The organism is Sedimenticola selenatireducens DSM 17993, assembly GCF_000428045.1.
Taxonomy (GTDB): Bacteria; Pseudomonadota; Gammaproteobacteria; order Chromatiales; family Chromatiaceae; genus Sedimenticola; species Sedimenticola selenatireducens.
In genome coordinates this window covers 1-14,799 of the sequence record NZ_ATZE01000014.1, presented here as the reverse complement: position 1 = coordinate 14,799, position 14,799 = coordinate 1, and the positions used below count along the sequence as shown (strand labels likewise).

15 protein-coding genes and 3 tRNA genes are annotated in these 14,799 nt (G+C 57.2%); 4 read left to right on the top strand and 14 right to left on the bottom strand.

Features of this window, described 5'->3' with window-relative positions; translation table 11 throughout:
- Window positions 1-42: 42 nt before the first annotated feature.
- From A3GO_RS23760 to A3GO_RS0112665, 3 genes are all read left to right on the top strand, one after another.
- Window positions 43-915, top strand: a complete 873-nt coding sequence (locus tag A3GO_RS23760) for a 2-hydroxy-3-oxopropionate reductase (RefSeq protein WP_037375314.1) — start codon at window positions 43-45, stop codon at window positions 913-915.
- Between the two features lie 197 nt (window positions 916-1,112).
- Window positions 1,113-1,277 carry an OsmC family protein gene (locus A3GO_RS26155; RefSeq protein ID WP_157606805.1) on the top strand — a complete coding sequence of 55 codons (165 nt, stop codon included), beginning with the start codon at window positions 1,113-1,115 and terminating at the stop codon, window positions 1,275-1,277.
- A complete protein-coding gene (locus A3GO_RS0112665; RefSeq protein WP_029133706.1) occupies window positions 1,274-1,510 on the top strand; it encodes an OsmC family protein in 237 nt (78 codons plus the stop codon). Before A3GO_RS26155 ends, A3GO_RS0112665 begins: the two co-directional genes overlap by 4 nt.
- Window positions 1,511-1,856: 346 nt before the next feature.
- Here the strand turns inward: A3GO_RS0112665 and A3GO_RS26150 are convergent, their stop codons facing one another.
- The 6 genes from A3GO_RS26150 to A3GO_RS0112635 form a co-directional block, all read right to left on the bottom strand.
- Window positions 1,857-2,033, bottom strand: a complete 177-nt coding sequence (locus A3GO_RS26150) for a hypothetical protein (protein WP_157606804.1) — start codon at window positions 2,031-2,033, stop codon at window positions 1,857-1,859.
- Window positions 2,034-2,063: 30 nt separating this feature from the next.
- The gene (locus A3GO_RS0112655) at window positions 2,064-3,425 is read right to left on the bottom strand and encodes an amidase (protein WP_029133705.1); all 1,362 of its coding nucleotides are present in this window, start codon (window positions 3,423-3,425) and stop codon (window positions 2,064-2,066) included.
- Entirely contained in the window at window positions 3,415-4,839 is a 1,425-nt protein-coding gene (locus A3GO_RS0112650) for a TRAP transporter large permease (protein WP_029133704.1), read from the bottom strand. The genes A3GO_RS0112655 and A3GO_RS0112650 overlap by 11 nt, the downstream gene beginning before the upstream one ends.
- 3 nt (window positions 4,840-4,842) lie before the next feature.
- Window positions 4,843-5,529 (bottom strand): TRAP transporter small permease subunit, encoded by a 687-nt coding sequence (locus tag A3GO_RS23755; RefSeq protein ID WP_084610046.1) that lies wholly within the window; start codon window positions 5,527-5,529, stop codon window positions 4,843-4,845.
- Window positions 5,530-5,635: 106 nt separating this feature from the next.
- Window positions 5,636-6,799, bottom strand: coding sequence for a TRAP transporter substrate-binding protein (locus tag A3GO_RS0112640; protein ID WP_084610044.1), 1,164 nt, complete (start codon window positions 6,797-6,799; stop codon window positions 5,636-5,638).
- Between the two features lie 134 nt (window positions 6,800-6,933).
- Window positions 6,934-7,899 (bottom strand): 2-hydroxyacid dehydrogenase, encoded by a 966-nt coding sequence (locus tag A3GO_RS0112635; RefSeq protein WP_029133702.1) that lies wholly within the window; start codon window positions 7,897-7,899, stop codon window positions 6,934-6,936.
- Window positions 7,900-8,217: 318 nt separating this feature from the next.
- On the opposite strand from A3GO_RS0112635, the gene A3GO_RS0112630 reads away from it, so the two are divergent.
- Window positions 8,218-9,105 carry an NAD(P)-dependent oxidoreductase gene (locus tag A3GO_RS0112630; protein ID WP_029133701.1) on the top strand — a complete coding sequence of 296 codons (888 nt, stop codon included), beginning with the start codon at window positions 8,218-8,220 and terminating at the stop codon, window positions 9,103-9,105.
- A gap of 62 nt (window positions 9,106-9,167) precedes the next feature.
- On the opposite strand, the gene A3GO_RS0112625 is transcribed toward A3GO_RS0112630, so the two are convergent.
- The 8 genes from A3GO_RS0112625 to A3GO_RS0112590 form a co-directional block, all read right to left on the bottom strand.
- Window positions 9,168-9,255: transfer RNA gene (locus A3GO_RS0112625), tRNA-Leu, on the bottom strand.
- A 23-nt stretch (window positions 9,256-9,278) separates the two neighbouring features.
- A tRNA-Cys gene (locus A3GO_RS0112620) sits at window positions 9,279-9,352 on the bottom strand.
- A 99-nt stretch (window positions 9,353-9,451) separates the two neighbouring features.
- Window positions 9,452-9,527: transfer RNA gene (locus A3GO_RS0112615), tRNA-Gly, on the bottom strand.
- Window positions 9,528-9,591: 64 nt separating this feature from the next.
- Window positions 9,592-10,176 (bottom strand): CDP-diacylglycerol--glycerol-3-phosphate 3-phosphatidyltransferase, encoded by a 585-nt coding sequence (gene pgsA / locus A3GO_RS0112610; protein WP_037375313.1) that lies wholly within the window; start codon window positions 10,174-10,176, stop codon window positions 9,592-9,594.
- A 6-nt stretch (window positions 10,177-10,182) separates the two neighbouring features.
- A complete protein-coding gene (gene uvrC, locus A3GO_RS0112605) occupies window positions 10,183-12,012 on the bottom strand; it encodes an excinuclease ABC subunit UvrC (RefSeq protein WP_029133699.1) in 1,830 nt (609 codons plus the stop codon).
- 7 nt (window positions 12,013-12,019) lie between these two features.
- The gene (locus tag A3GO_RS0112600; RefSeq protein WP_029133698.1) at window positions 12,020-12,649 is read right to left on the bottom strand and encodes a uracil-DNA glycosylase; all 630 of its coding nucleotides are present in this window, start codon (window positions 12,647-12,649) and stop codon (window positions 12,020-12,022) included.
- A 3-nt stretch (window positions 12,650-12,652) separates the two neighbouring features.
- On the bottom strand, window positions 12,653-13,297 hold the full coding sequence (gene uvrY / locus A3GO_RS0112595; RefSeq protein WP_029133697.1) for a UvrY/SirA/GacA family response regulator transcription factor: 645 nt from the start codon (window positions 13,295-13,297) through the stop codon (window positions 12,653-12,655).
- A gap of 219 nt (window positions 13,298-13,516) precedes the next feature.
- A complete protein-coding gene (locus tag A3GO_RS0112590) occupies window positions 13,517-14,476 on the bottom strand; it encodes a hypothetical protein (RefSeq protein ID WP_029133696.1) in 960 nt (319 codons plus the stop codon).
- Window positions 14,477-14,799 lie beyond the last annotated feature (323 nt).

Genomic DNA, 14,799 nt, shown 5'->3' with positions numbered 1-14,799 from the left:
CACCATTTAAACCGATACAGACACAAGGGAGCAGAGGTCGATATGAGCAAAATCGGATTCATCGGAGTGGGCATCATGGGTAATCCCATGGCCGGGCACCTGCAGGCGGGAGGGCATCAGCTTTACCTAGTGAGACACCGGTCTCCCCTCCCCCAAGCGCTGCTGGACGGCGGCGCCGTGGCGTGTGACTCGGCCAAGGCTGTGGCGGAGCAGACCGAAATCGTGATCACCATGGTGCCCGATACCCCCCATGTGGATCAGGTGCTGTTTGGAGAGGATGGAGTGGCGTCCGGATTGAGCCCCGGAAAACTGGTCATCGACATGAGTTCCATCTCACCCAGCGAGACCAAATCCTTCGCATTGAGGATCAATCAGTTGGGCTGTGATTATCTGGATGCCCCGGTATCCGGCGGTGAGGTGGGCGCCAAGTCGGCATCTCTTACCATCATGGTGGGAGGACCGGGCAGCGCCTTCGAAAAGGCCAGGCCGCTGTTCGAACTGATGGGCAAGAACATCACCCTGGTCGGCGGTAACGGCGCCGGTCAGACCTGCAAGGTGGCGAACCAGATCGTCGTCGCCCTCACTATCGAGGCGGTGGGCGAAGCGCTTCTTTTCGCATCCCGGGCCGGTGTAGATCCCGCCGCTGTGAGAGAGGCACTGATGGGCGGTTTTGCCGGTTCAAAGATCCTCGAGGTACACGGCGAACGCATGATCAAGCGCACCTTCGACCCGGGATTCCGTATCGCCCTGCACCAGAAAGACCTCAACCTGGCGCTCACGGGCGCCCGCGAGCTGGGCCTGAGCCTGCCGAATACAGCCACCACCCAGGAACTGTTCAATGCCTGTGACGGAAATCTCGATCACTCCGCCCTGGTCCAGGCGCTGGAGGCGCTGGCGAGCCATGAGATCGCGTGAGACCAGCCATCAGTGGGACTAACTCCCACCGGGTATAGCTGTTTCGGTTTCGTAGGGTGGATAAGCCGGTAGGCGCATCCACCGCGGCAATGGTGGATGCGCTGTCGCTTATCCACCCTACAAAGTACTTTATCAACTTGAAGTACACCAACCACCTTCTCCCCGGAGGAGATTTATCAAACACGAGGAAATCAACCATGCCAACCGTTCACATCACTGTCGATCAAATGGATCACTCATCGTCCCGGGGACAGGCCGGTGATCACTCGCACATCATGGACCGTCCGGAAGCCAAGGGCGGACAGAATAAGGGCCCCATGGGAGGGCAGACACTACTGATGGGCCTCGGGGCTGTTTCATGAGTAATCTGCTGGCGGCCGCCAAGGCGCGGAATATCGAGATCAACAACGCCAGGGCCAAGATCGAAGGAGAGCTTGCCGATGCCCCGGCCCGCTATACCGATATTCACATGACAGTGACGGCGCAATGCTCCGCACCCGGGGAGCTGGAAAAACTGGTTACCATCGCCGAACGCGGTTGTATCGTTGCCAATACGCTCGCCAATGCGGTCAACCTGACTATTGAATGTGGATAGTCTGGCAGGCTGTTGGCAAGTGGCAGGCGGGTGGGACAGCATGAAGCGTCAGCGCATCCACCAAAGCAATGGTGAGCGGTGGTACAGAGGGAGTTGTACAGGGATGTATCGTTTATGGAGCCGAGGATGCAATGTACCGTTTACAGAGTCGAGGATGGCATGCACCTACCGGCTTATGCACTCTACAAAACTGACGCACGACATAGAAATGTTGCATGGTTTCTTGAAAGGCACCACTCGTAGAGTTCAGCACCACACCCCGTAGGAGGCCCGCCCCCGGGCCGATTTCGCGGCGAGGCGCCGCTCCTACAGGTGGATTTTTGCAAAAATCGGGTAAAGGGTAAGATTATTCGTTACTATTATTGCCCTTTTCACGCAGCGTGCGCCAGAAATCGTAGATTGCCAGCAGCGAAACCAATCCAATAACAATGATCAGATCGATATCCGGCACGAACCAGGCGACCACTCCGAGAAAGGCGATCATCGTGGACAGTGCCATGATGGCCATGATTTTGTCTGTCATATCACTCGACCTGTCTCAGACCTGACATGTTCAGGCTCCCAGGGTGTTGACCAGCCAACGCGCCGTACGCAACAGCCGCCCGTCGGCGTGGCGGCGGCCAACCAGTTGCACACCGATCGGCAATCCGTTGGCACCCGTCAGCAACGGCAGAGTCACTGCCGGCACGCCAACGAAAGACCACAGGACATTGAATGCCGCACTGCCGGTGCTGCCGAAGCCGGCCGGTGCCTCGCCTGCCACAGCCGGTGTAACGATCGCATCATAGCGTTCCAGAACCTCTTCCAGCCCGGCATAGAGCGGTTCGCGCCAGTCGTGAGCGGCGAGATAATCGACCGCACTGATGCTCCGGCCCTCCTCTATCGCACTGCGGGTCTCCTCCGCGAGACGCTCGGATCCACGGTCATAGTAGTGCCGCAGGTTGTGGGCAATCTCGGTCAGCATGATGCGGCGATGCGCCGCTGCCCCCTCACTGAAGATCCTGGGCAACTCAACTTCATCGCAATGGTCTCCAAGTGCCGCAACCAGTTCGGCGAAACCCTCGGCACAATCCGCCTCGATCCCGGTCCAGGCGGGTGTCTTGACGAATGCCAGCCGTGGCGTCACCGGCGGTTCGGATAGCGCGGTGTCGAGGATCCTTGGCGCGGCTGCGGGTGTCGTGTCCGGGTCAGCCGCATCATAACCGGCCAGCACATCGGCAAGCAGGGCGACGTCCGCAATTGTTCGGCCGAAGGTCCCTACGGTGTCGAGTCGTCGCGAGGTGCGCAAGACACCGCTGCGCGGGATCAGACCAAAGGTTGGCTTGAAGCCGACCACGCCACAATATGAGGCGGGCCGTATCACCGAACCGCCGGTCTGGGTACCGACCGCCAGTGGGACCATGCCACTGGCGACCGCCGCCGCCGAGCCCGAGGAAGAACCCCCAGGGGTATGTTCCAGGTTATGGGGATTACGGGTTTTGGCAGGGGCAAGGTAGGCACATTCAGTGGTGACTGTCTTGCCGAGAATCACGGCACCGGCGGCGCGCAGGCGGGCCACCAGCCAGGCATCCTCGTCGGGTCGACGCCCGGCATCGAGCGCACAGCCATTTTCGGTCGGCAGGTCCCGGGTATCGATAATGTCCTTGATGCCCACGGGCAGTCCGTGCAGCGGCCCGAGCGGCTGCCCGGTCCGGCGATAGGCATCAAGCCGCTCCGCCTGGCCCATGGCATAGCCTTCATCGATGCTGGACCAGGCCTGGATTGCCTCTTCGCCAGTGGCAATCCGGCGCAGGCAGGCGGCGGTCAGTTCAACAGCACTCAGCGCGCCGTCGGCAATCCGCCGGCGTGCCTCCAGCGCACTCAGGTCAACCAAACCGGGGGAATTCGTTACTATTTTTTGTTGCTCAACGGCCATAGATCAGATCCGGCAGCCAGAAGGTGATTCCGGGGAAGTTGTACAGGATTACCATGGCAAACAACACCATGGCGAGATAGGGATAGTTGCCCTTGAAGATCTGGTTCAACTGCACGTGCGGTGGCGCGATACCCTTCAGATAATAGGCCGACATCGCCATCGGGGGCGTCAGAAACGAGGTCTGCAGATTGAGCGCAACCAGGATGCCGAAGAACAGTGGATCGATGCCGAAGTGCGGCAGCAGCGGCAGGAATATCGGCACGAAGATGATGATGATCTCGGACCACTCCAGCGGCCAGCCGAGCAGGAAGATAATGATCTGCGCCATGATCAGGAACATCACGGGCGAAATGTCCAGGCTGGTGACGAATTCGCTGATGATCTGTTCGCCACCGAGATAGGAGAACACCGAGGAGAAGGTCCAGGAACCGACGAACAACCAGCACACCATTGCCGTTGTGCGCAGGGTCAGGTAGACCGATTCTCGCAGCCGCTGCCAGGTGAACGCCCGGTAGGCGAAGGTGAGCAGCAGGCCGCCGAGGGCGCCGACCGCGGCCGCCTCGGAGGGCGTTGCCAGGCCAAACAGGATTGCACCCAGAACCGCCATGATCAGAAAGGCGAGCGGAAAAAATGAGGTCAACAGCCGCACAATAATCTGGGCAACCGTGAATTCACCGACCTCCGCTCGGGTCGGCTTGGGTGCCAGATGCGGTTGTACCATCGAGCGACCGATTACGTAGACAACATACAGGCCCGCCAGCAGCAGACCGGGAAACAGCGCACCGGCATATAGTTTGACGATAGACACACCAGATGCCGCCGCATAGACGATCAGCATGATCGACGGCGGAATCAGGATACCCAGTGTGCCGCCGGCACAGATTACCCCGGATGCCAGGCTGGTGTCATAGCGCGCCTTGAGCATCGCCGGGAAGGCGAGTAGACCCATCAGGGTCACGACCGCGCCGACAATGCCGGTGGCCGTGGCGAACAGAGTGCAGGTGATCAGCGCGGCGACTGCCATCGAACCGGGTAGGTGGCGGGCGGCGATGTTCAGGGTATGAAAAAGTCGCGCGACGATGTTGGCGCGCTCAACGATGTAGCCCATGAACAGAAACAGCGGGACGGCGGTGAGCACATCGTTGGCCATCACCGAGTAGGTCTGGTTGACAAACAGGTCGAAGATCCGGTTGTTGAACAGCCCGTCGATCCACAACTGGATTTGAGTCCACTGGTCCGGATCACCTTTGGAGATGGCCCGATCGTAGGCCCGCCACATCCGGTCGGGGTCGAAATAGGCGTAGTAGCCGAACATGATGCCCATCGCCATCAGCGTGAAGGCGACCGGAAAGCCGAGCAGGATGATGAACAGGAAAATCGCCAGCATCGACAGTGCGATTATAGGATCGGACATGGCTCAGTTGCGCTCCGGGTCATTGTGTTTTCTTTTTGTTCGTTGCTGCCTTTCTTCCAGTTCCTGGTGCTGCTGTTCAAGATCGTGCGCGTCCTCGCGCGACACCTGAGAGGCGAAACTGCCGATCTCCTCGGCCCCCTCGCGGGCCAGTTGCACCTCCGTCTCCTCGATATCCTCGGCAGCCATGAGCCATTCACCGGTGCGGATACAGATGATGCAGCGGAAAACCTGGGCGATACCCTGAATGAATAACAGGATGCCGGCCGCGACGATCACAGTCTTGAACTGGAACACCGGGATGCCTGCCGGGCTGTTAACGCTGACCTCGAGGTAGCGCCAGGAGCGCTCAGCATATTTCCAGCCGGAGATAATCAGCGCGAGCACACCGGGGAAGAAGAACAGAAAATAGAGCACCAACTCGACGCGTGCCTGGGTTTTTGGTCTCCATAGCCGGTAGATAAAGTCGCCGCGCACATGCCCACCACGCGACAGCGTATAGGCGCCGCCCATCATGAACAGCGTTCCGTAGGTAATGTATGACAGATCGAATGCCCAACTGGTGGGTGCATTGAGACCGTATCGCACGACAACTTCATAGCCAACACCGATCGCCATGACCAGGATCAGCCAAGCGAACGCCTTGCCGAACCACGCCGACAAGCGGTCGGCAAACTGTATGTAGCCGAGCATTGTTATCCCTTTATCCTTGCGTAAAGACGGCTTGCAAAGGCCCGCCCCACCCTGTGGCGGCATCACACCGGTACCGCCACAGGGTGGGTTGCACAGTCACCGCCGGTCAGAGCTTCAATTTGCCCGGGAAGTAGTGATTGTATGCCAAAGCGTAGTCCGGCGAGTTCATCAACTCATAGAACACGACCCGGTCGACCCAGGCACGCTGGCTGTCCAACACCTTTTTCATGTAGGAATCCTTCTCCAGGTCGGGGATAATCTCATCCCAGGCCTTGAGTTCCGCGTCGAGGATCTCCTGAGAGGTGCGGTGCACCGTGACGCCCTTGTTCTGTATCTCCACAAGATCCTTGGAATAGTTGTCCAGCGCGCTGGCGGTATTCGCTGTGCTTGCCGCTTCCACGCCGTACTCCAGGATTGCCCGCAGGTCCTCGTCCAGGTCGTCGAAGAAGTCCTTGTTGAACAGGAACTCGAAGCTCTCGCTGGCCTGGTGATAGGACGACAGGAAGTAGTTCTTGGCAACGTCTGGCGATCCGAATCGCAGGTCCGACGAGGGGTTGTTGAACTCGAAGGCGTCAATCACACCGCGCTCCATTGCCGGCACAATCTCGCCGCCGGGCAATTGGGCGACGCTCATACCCATCTTCTGCATCAGGTCCGCTGCGAGACCCACGGTGCGGTACTTGAAACCCTTCACCTCCGATGCCTTGGTTATCGGCTTTTTGAACCAACCGAATGGCTGCGCCGGCATCGGGAAGCCCATAAAACCGTAAACGTTGAGACCCATGATTTCCTGGGTCAGCTCGCGGTAGAGATCCTTACCCCCACCGGCATTGAACCAGGCCAGCATGGTGGTGGCGCTGCCACCAAACACCGGACCGGTGCCGAACAGCGAGGCCGCCTTGTGCTTGCCGTACCAGTAGACCGGTACGGTGTGCGCCGCATCGAGCACGCCGTCGCTAACCGCGTCCATGACCTGGAAGGCGCCAACCACGGCTCCGGCAGGCAGCAGGTCGATCTTCAGGCGGTCGCCGGACATGCGCTCCACGCGCTCTGTATACTGGCGGGCAAAATCCATCCAGATATCGGAAGATGGCCAGGATGTCTGCATCTTGACAACCTTGGCGGCTCCCATGGAAATCATCGGGAAACCGACCGTAGCGGAACCGACCGCCGCGGCAAGACCACCTTTCAAGAACTTGCGCCGGCTGGTTGATGCCATGTTCTGTTCCGAACCGCCCGCCACGTCACCTTTCTTTGTTTCGTGTTTCATATAGCTCACCTCCTCAATGGGTACTACGTTTTAGTTTTTTTCTTACTGCATCAAAACGTACTCACACTCCTTCGCTTACCACATCTATCGAACTCTCTAAAACAGTATAGGCAATCGTTCTCCAACTATCCGAGCTAGGCCAGCCGGTCAGGCGGTTCCCGCCCGGCAGTAATCGCATCAAGGTTATCCAGTGCCCTGAAGCCCATGGCATCCCGGGTTTCCCGCGTGGCGCTGCCGATATGGGGCAGCAAGAACGTGTTATCCAACGCCTTGTAGCGAGGATCAATATCTGGTTCATTGTTGAAAACGTCGAGTCCGGCGGCAAAAAGCTTGCCTGAGCGCAACGCTTCAATCAGGGCGTCGTCATCCACTATGGCGCCACGAGCGGTATTCACCAGTATCGCCCCATCCGGCAGCAAGCCAAGGCGTTCAGCATTCATCAACCGCTCTGTTTCAGGAGTGGCAGGACAATGCAGCGAGAGAAAATCACACTGCGGCAGTAGTTGTTCCACGCTCCCGTGATAGATGGCACCCGCTTCAATATCCGGAGATAGCCTGCTGCGATTATGATAGTGGATCTGCATGTCGAAGCCGCGGGCCCGTTTTGCCAGGATCTGGCCCACCCTGCCCATACCCAGAATACCCAGACGTTTGCCCGTAACCTGAATACCAAGCCCACCGATTGCGCTCCAGTCACTCCAGGTCGCGGTACGAATCTGCTGTTCACCCTCATGGGCCCTTCGGGCCGCTCCGAGTATCAGCAGCATGGCAATCTCTGCGGTGGCGTCGCTGAGGACATCCGGCGTATTGGTGACTATGATGCCACGCGCCTTGGCCGCATCGAGATCGATGTGATCAAACCCCACCGAGAAACTGCAGATTGCCCGAACGCTGTCTGGCAGGCGTTCAATAACCGCTGCGGTAAGTTTCTCAGTGTGGCAGGGGATGATGGCGTCGGCACCGGCTGAGAACTCCACGAGTTCATCACTGGTATAGACCCTATCCGCGCTGTTGAAACGGGCATCGTAATCACGCTCCAGTCGGGCCTCGACCGCATCTGGAAGTTTTCGTGTCACCAATACAACGGCTTTTTTACTCATAGCCTGTCATTGCGAATTCTTGATACCACTTGTTATCCTCACCGAGACTGGAGCAAATCCCAAGGAGCAAATCCCAAGCTGAAATTCCCCATTTACGTCCGTTCTCCCCCTTTCATGGCCATTAATCCCGCCATGCCGGGTCGTTTTCATAACAGTGTAGGCGAAGATTTTGGAATTTCGAGAAAACGATTCTAAATAGTCTAAAATTGATCCAACCAGCAGGTTGGTCTGATATATCCGCAAACCTCTCTTTTACCCCGTTGATGGTGACGCCGTGCCTGTTTACCCCGAAACCTACTGCAAACGACTGCCCGGACCATGAACGGACTGAAAGATCACACCCTGGGTTTTATCGGACTGGGTCTGATGGGACGACCTATGTGTCTGAACCTTCATAAGGCCGGCGCCCGCCTGATCGTTCATAACCGTAGCCAGGAAGCCGCAAGGCAACTTGAAAGACCAGGCATCGTGCCCGCCGTATCACCTGCGGAGGTTGCCCGCTCCGCAAACATCATCCTGCTAATGGTCTCCGACACCCCCGCGGTTGAGCAGGTCCTGTTTGGACAATCGGGTATGATCGAGTGTCTGCAGGCGAACGCCCTGGTCATTGATATGGGGACAACCGCTGTCGCTCCCACTCGGGAGTTCGCCAGACGTTTGAACGCAATTGGCGTCGATTACATCGACGCACCGGTGTCAGGGGGCGAGATCGGTGCCATCAACGGCAGCCTGACCATTATGGCGGGGGGAACAGAAGAATCCATTCAGCGCGCCCTCCCCCTGTTCGAGGTGCTCGGCTCCAAGTTCACTCATGTCGGCGATGTTGGTGCCGGTCAAATCGCCAAAGCCGCCAACCAGGTCATTGTCGGCCTGAACATCGGCGCGGTTGCCGAAGCACTGGCGCTGGCAAAGCGGGCCGGTGCCGATCCGGCCAAGGTTCGTGAGGCTCTTATGGGCGGCTTTGCCGGCTCACGGATACTTGAAGTGCATGGTCAGCGGATGATCGAGGAGAATTTCAAACCGGGCGGGAAAATTGCCACTCAGTACAAAGACCTTGTTCAGGCACTTGAACTGGCCGCCCTGTTTGGCCTGGATTTACCTGCAACCAAACTCAACATGCAACTCTACAAGTCCCTGATCGACCAAGGCCTGGGCAATCTCGATCACAGTGCGTTGATCAAGGCGTTCAATAATCAGATTGAATAATGCCCCGGGTTCAATTTGTAAGGTAATTGTCCAGGATAAATAGAAGTGCAACTGCTGATATATGGTGCCCGGGGCCGGACTTGAACCGGCACGGTCGCAATGACCGGCGGATTTTAAGTCCGCTGCGTCTACCAATTTCGCCACCCGGGCAGCGGATTTTAAAGCGGATAAAATGGAGGCTGAGCCCGGAGTCGAACCGAGGTAGACGGTTTTGCAAACCGCTGCATAACCACTTTGCTACTCAGCCATTTATCTGTACAGGGGCGGAAGTATCCGGCATTTTTGAGATATTTTCCACCACCTGAAGAAGAAAACCCCGAGTCTTTGCCCGGGGTATTCCGAAACTTGGAGCGGGAAACGAGATTCGAACTCGCGACCCCAACCTTGGCAAGGTTGTGCTCTACCAGCTGAGCTATTCCCGCGTCTCCTGATGCGCGGGCTATTGTAGTCGCCCAGCCGATCGTGTCAAGCCGAAGATCACCCCGATCAGGCGTTTTCCTCTGTTTGTGGATCGGCCCGGTCATTCAGACTTGGCCAGGCCGCCCGCAGGTACACGAACATGGACCACAGGGTGAGGACAACCGCCACGTAAAGCAGCACGAAACCGATGGTGTATAGCGGCAGACCAAACAGATCATTGCGGAAGATCAGTAGAAATATGGCGGTCATCTGAAAAGCGGTCTTCACCTTGCCGATCGCCGAGACTGCAATCTGCGCCCGCGCGCCGATCTCCGCCATCCACTCACGCAGGGCTGAGATGGTGATCTCGCGCCCGATAATCACCAGCACCGGGATGGCCAACCCCGGGATAGGATCCTGCTGTACCAGCAAAATCAATGCTGCAGCCACCATCAGTTTATCCGCGACCGGGTCAAGGAATGCGCCGAGCGCCGACACCTGTTCCAGTTTTCTGGCAAGGTAGCCGTCAAACCAGTCAGTGACCGCCGCGAGGGCAAAAACGATGGCACATGCCTCCGCCGCATACTGCCACGGCAAATAGAACAGCACGACAAAAACCGGAATCAGGAGTATCCGCAGGAGTGTCAATATATTGGGTATATTCTGAAGCATGCTTCCCTATTTATCTTCATGAAAGGCCGCGTAGATCTGTTCAGCCAGCTTACGACTGATCCCTCCTACCCGTTCCAGATCAACAATGCCCGCCCGGGCAACGCCCTGCAGCCCACCGAACTGCTTCAACAAGCGTTGCCGCCGCTTCGCCCCGATCCCGGGAATCTGTTCCAGCACTGAGGTTTTTCTGCTTTTTTCCCGCCTTTGTCGATGGCCGGTAATGGCAAACCGGTGCGCCTCATCCCGAATCTGTTGGACCAGGTGCAAAGCGGGCGAGTCTGCTGGCAGTATAATGGGGCTATCCACGCCGAACAAGAACAGCTGTTCCATGCCCGGACGCCGATCCGGCCCCTTGGCAACACCCACCAGCTGCACACCGACGACTGCCAGCTCATCCAGCACATTTGCAGCAGCCCGCAGTTGCCCCTTGCCACCGTCAATAAACAGGATGTCAGGCAATACCCCTTCACCCGATTGAATGCGCGTGTAGCGCCTGGTTAGCGCCTGGGCCATCGCCGCATAGTCATCCCCACCCTGAATCCCGTCGATATTGAATCGCCGGTAATCTGCCTTGACCGGCCCCGTCGCATCGAATACCACGCAGGAGGCGACGGTCAGTTCGCCACTGGTATGGCTGATATCAAAGCACTCCATTCGATTGGGCATTTCATCCAGGGAGAGACTCTGTTGTAACGCCTCTACACGCTGCTGCATGCCAGCCTTGCTGGCCAGCTTCGCATCCAGTGCCAGTTGCGCGTTCTGCAGCGCCATGCGCAATCCCTGTGCCCGATTGCCGCGCACCTGCTGACGCAACCTCACCTGGTGACCGGCTTCCTGGGTCAGAACCTCTTCAAGCAGCGATTTATCATCGGGGGAGTGACTGAGGAGAATCTCCTGGGGGATCTGCTTACCGATGTAGTATTGGACGATAAAGGCCGTGAGTATCTCCCCTTCCCGCTCCACGCCGGCCGTGTTGGGGAAGAAACTCTTGTTCCCGAGGTTGCGCCCATTACGGATAAAAAACAGCTGTACGCAGGCGCCACCACCCTTGGCGGCGCAAGCGATAATATCCATATCGCCCCGCTCACCGGTTATGTACTGTTTCTCCTGCACCCGGCTCAATGCAGCAATCTGATCACGCAATCGGGCTGCCTGCTCAAACTCGAGGGCGGCTGAGGCCCTTTCCATGCGTTTCACCAGTCCGTCAATCACCTGGCTTGCCTTGCCCTCAAGAAACAGCACGGCATCCTTCACATCCTCCGCGTAGTCGGCTTCTGAAATCAGTCCGACACAGGGTGCGCCACAGCGCTTGATCTGGTACTGCAGGCAAGGCCTGGAACGATTGTTGTAGAAGGTGTTGTCACACTGCCTGACAGGAAACAGCTTCTGTAGCAACTGCAGTGTTTCACGCATCGACCCGGCATTCGGATAAGGGCCAAAGAAACGCCCTTTTGCCTTGCGCCTTCCCCGATGGTAGGCGAGCCGCGGAAAGCTGTCGGCAGACAGGTAGATATAGGGATAACTTTTATCATCCCGGAGCAGAATATTGTATTTGGGCTTGAGGCTCTTGATCAGATTATTTTCAAGAATCAGCGCCTCGGCCTCTGTATGAGTAACCGTGACTTCGATGGAGTGGATTCTGGCCACCATCAATTGAATGCGTCGGTTCAGTGCCCGGGAGAAATAGCTGCTGACCCGCCGCTTCAGGTCCTTGGCCTTGCCCACGTAGAGCACTGCTCCCTCGACATCGAGCATGCGATAGACGCCCGGCAGTCTGGTCAGATGCTTGAGAAAACTTTTATGATCGAAAGCCGGTGTAGGTTTGTTTGCCGCCATGGGGCGATTATAGAGCGTTCAGCACTGCCCTGGCATGCGCAAAAACGGCATGGAACATCTCGGGTGTCAGTCGCCGTGTCTGCGTGTTGTATCGACTACAGTGGTAGGAATCGATCAATTGCAGACCATTTGGCAGATGATGGTGGGCGGCATGAGCAAACTTACAGGCGCCCAGTTTGAGACCCGACGCCTTGAGTACTGCATTATGAGCCACCAGTCCCAGTGCCACGACAACGCCTGACTGAGGCACTGTTTTCAGCTCCTCAGCAAGATACTGGTTACAGGTGTTGATCTCACTGCCAATCGGTTTGTTCTGTGGTGGCAGGCACTTGACAGCATTGGTTATCCGGCAATCGCTAAGCCGCAGGCCATCGCCAGCCGATAGTGACTCGGGCTTACTGCCAAAACCGAATCGATGCAGCGTTTCATATAACAGGATACCCGCATAATCGCCGGTAAAGGGCCGCCCCGAGGCGTTCGCCCCATGCATACCTGGCGCCAGCCCCACTACAAGCAGCCGCGCCGCCGGATCACCGAATGGCGGAACCGGCCTGGCATAGTAGTCCGGATAATCGGCTTTAACCTGATCCAGGAACTCCGCCAGGCGCGGACATTGACGACAGTCAGGATCAAACACCAACTACTTTTCCGTTGTAATCAAGCCGTGGCGGATCGCCAGCAGCGTCAATTCCACGTCGGTTTCTACATCCAGCTTTTCAAACAGCCGATGACGATAGGTGCTGACGGTTTTGGGGCTGAGACAGAGGGAATCCGATATGAACTGGGTTTTCTGTCCCTGGGTGATCATTAGCAGCACCTGCATCTCCCGCTGGGAGAGCCTATTAAAGGGGGAGTCCGGATTAGTGCCGGTCAGCATGGCCAGGGTCAACTTCTGGGAAACTTCATTGGATATAAAGGGCCGTCCGGATGCAACCATCTTGATGGCCTGAAAAAGCTCATCAGCCGGGCAGCCCTTGGTGAGATAGCCAAGCGCACCTGCCTCGTGCAGCTGCTCCGGAAATGGCGCATCGGAAAGCACGGTTACCGCTATCACCTGGGTAGCCGGATTCTGTCGGCGAATGCGCCGGGTCGCCTCAATACCACCTATTCCCGGCATATTGACATCCATCAGCACCAGATCGGGCTTGGTCTGCTTGGCCTTGACAACGGCGTCCTCACCGCATTCTGCTTCCCCCACCACCTCGATACCCGAGGAGTCCTGGAGGATATGACGAAACCCCGTCCGCACGAGCTCATGATCGTCAACAAGCAGTACCTTGATCACTCATTCACTCCATAGGGTCCGATGCCTACCAAATCACAGCACAAAGATAGGAAATTAATAACTAGCCGCTCAACCGCAAAAGCTAACCGTAACACGGCCGACTGTCAAGACAGAGTCCATGGAAGTTTGGCAATTCATGATCTGCAACAAGTTCCGCATGTGTTGATTCCAGAAAGCCTTTCCGCAGAATGCCGCCCCCTCTCCTTACGGGGCCATACACTATTTATACCTCGCCTGAAAAGCGGCGACAAAATCGGTATACCGGTCGATTGGGAGATGATTAATTCCGGCCGCACCGCGCCGGCCCCCTCCGGATGGAAACTGGCTGCACAGCACATCCGCTCCCATCTTATTTAGCAGCGGAGCGCGTACGCTAACCTGGTAACCGCCCTGACGGTTAGCAGTGACGACCGCATGAGCCCTTGCCGGATCGGCATTGGCCAGCGCATTGCCAAAGACCCCGCTGACCCGCCGCGCCCATGCCTGATCAGGCAATATATAAACAGCAATCACATCCGTTTCATAATCAGGCCTGATGGCATGCGCCCGGGCCATATCCTCGTTATACCCGTCATGCAGCTGCGTGTAACACGAGCTGGGATCGGCGATAAAATCCTCTGGGTTCGGATAGGCGAGCAGCGAGCGAAACAGGGCATCCGGAGCGACATGCAGATCGTTCACGGCTTCACCATAGCCGTTGTAGTTAACACAGGTGCCCAGCACCCTTAGCCGCTCAAGCTGTGCCTGCGACAGACCGGCCCGTCGTCCTATAGTCTCCGCGGCAGTCACCAGGTTGTCACCAAAGGCCGCCGTCACAGCCCAGGGCGTGAAACGACCACTCAGATAGTGATCGACCAACAGGCTGGTACAGACATCCGGAGCAGTATCTATAATGGCATCCAGACCGGGGTGATCAGGAATCTCACCCGCCATGTGATGATCCACGTAGAACAGCTCTACCCCCGCATCCAGCAAGCGGAGCACATCATCCCTGTTCTGAGCCAGCGAGACATCCAGCACATTCACCCGGTCACCGGCAACCGCATCCACCCGTTGCAGCAATCTGATGTCCCTTTTCACGCCAGTGACCAGGATGCTCTCAAGCGGATTGGCCAGACGCAGTTGCAGAAGTGCGCAGATACCGTCGGCATCCCCGTTAAAGACATCAAATGTCGTCATTACAATACCCCATCACACTCATCGGCTATCGGAATTCCCATCCATTGTACCCCCGCAATAATCATGCGATCTGATCCGATAGCAGGTATTGTACAACGCTATTACAACCTATGGGTTCGGGGGCCGAAACGAGCGTTACCTGTGGCAACGTCCAGATCGGCTCCTGCCGATCTGTCGAACCGAGGGTTCTCACCAAATCCTGTGCACTTCACCAAATAAAAAGGCTCTGTCCCAGTTACCTGTGGCATGAGAAGTGGTCTTTTTGTAGAAGCAGGTTTATCCGCGATAATTCTCAGCTGAAGCCACTCCTGCCGCTACGTTTG

What these genes read in the sequence shown, in the direction of transcription:
- uvrC (WP_029133699.1), bottom strand. Translation starts at nt 12,012, where the DNA reads ATGGCGGCAAACAAACCTACACCGGCTTTCGATCATAAAAGTTTTCTC.
- A3GO_RS0112590 (WP_029133696.1), bottom strand. Translation starts at nt 14,476, where the DNA reads ATGACGACATTTGATGTCTTTAACGGGGATGCCGACGGTATCTGCGCA.
- A3GO_RS0112640 (WP_084610044.1), bottom strand. Translation starts at nt 6,799, where the DNA reads ATGAAACACGAAACAAAGAAAGGTGACGTGGCGGGCGGTTCGGAACAG.
- pgsA (WP_037375313.1), bottom strand. Translation starts at nt 10,176, where the DNA reads ATGCTTCAGAATATACCCAATATATTGACACTCCTGCGGATACTCCTG.
- A3GO_RS23760 (WP_037375314.1), top strand. Translation starts at nt 43, where the DNA reads ATGAGCAAAATCGGATTCATCGGAGTGGGCATCATGGGTAATCCCATG.
- A3GO_RS0112655 (WP_029133705.1), bottom strand. Translation starts at nt 3,425, where the DNA reads ATGGCCGTTGAGCAACAAAAAATAGTAACGAATTCCCCCGGTTTGGTT.
- A3GO_RS23755 (WP_084610046.1), bottom strand. Translation starts at nt 5,529, where the DNA reads ATGCTCGGCTACATACAGTTTGCCGACCGCTTGTCGGCGTGGTTCGGC.
- A3GO_RS0112630 (WP_029133701.1), top strand. Translation starts at nt 8,218, where the DNA reads ATGAACGGACTGAAAGATCACACCCTGGGTTTTATCGGACTGGGTCTG.
- A3GO_RS26150 (WP_157606804.1), bottom strand. Translation starts at nt 2,033, where the DNA reads ATGACAGACAAAATCATGGCCATCATGGCACTGTCCACGATGATCGCC.
- A3GO_RS0112650 (WP_029133704.1), bottom strand. Translation starts at nt 4,839, where the DNA reads ATGTCCGATCCTATAATCGCACTGTCGATGCTGGCGATTTTCCTGTTC.
- A3GO_RS0112635 (WP_029133702.1), bottom strand. Translation starts at nt 7,899, where the DNA reads ATGAGTAAAAAAGCCGTTGTATTGGTGACACGAAAACTTCCAGATGCG.
- A3GO_RS26155 (WP_157606805.1), top strand. Translation starts at nt 1,113, where the DNA reads ATGCCAACCGTTCACATCACTGTCGATCAAATGGATCACTCATCGTCC.
- A3GO_RS0112665 (WP_029133706.1), top strand. Translation starts at nt 1,274, where the DNA reads ATGAGTAATCTGCTGGCGGCCGCCAAGGCGCGGAATATCGAGATCAAC.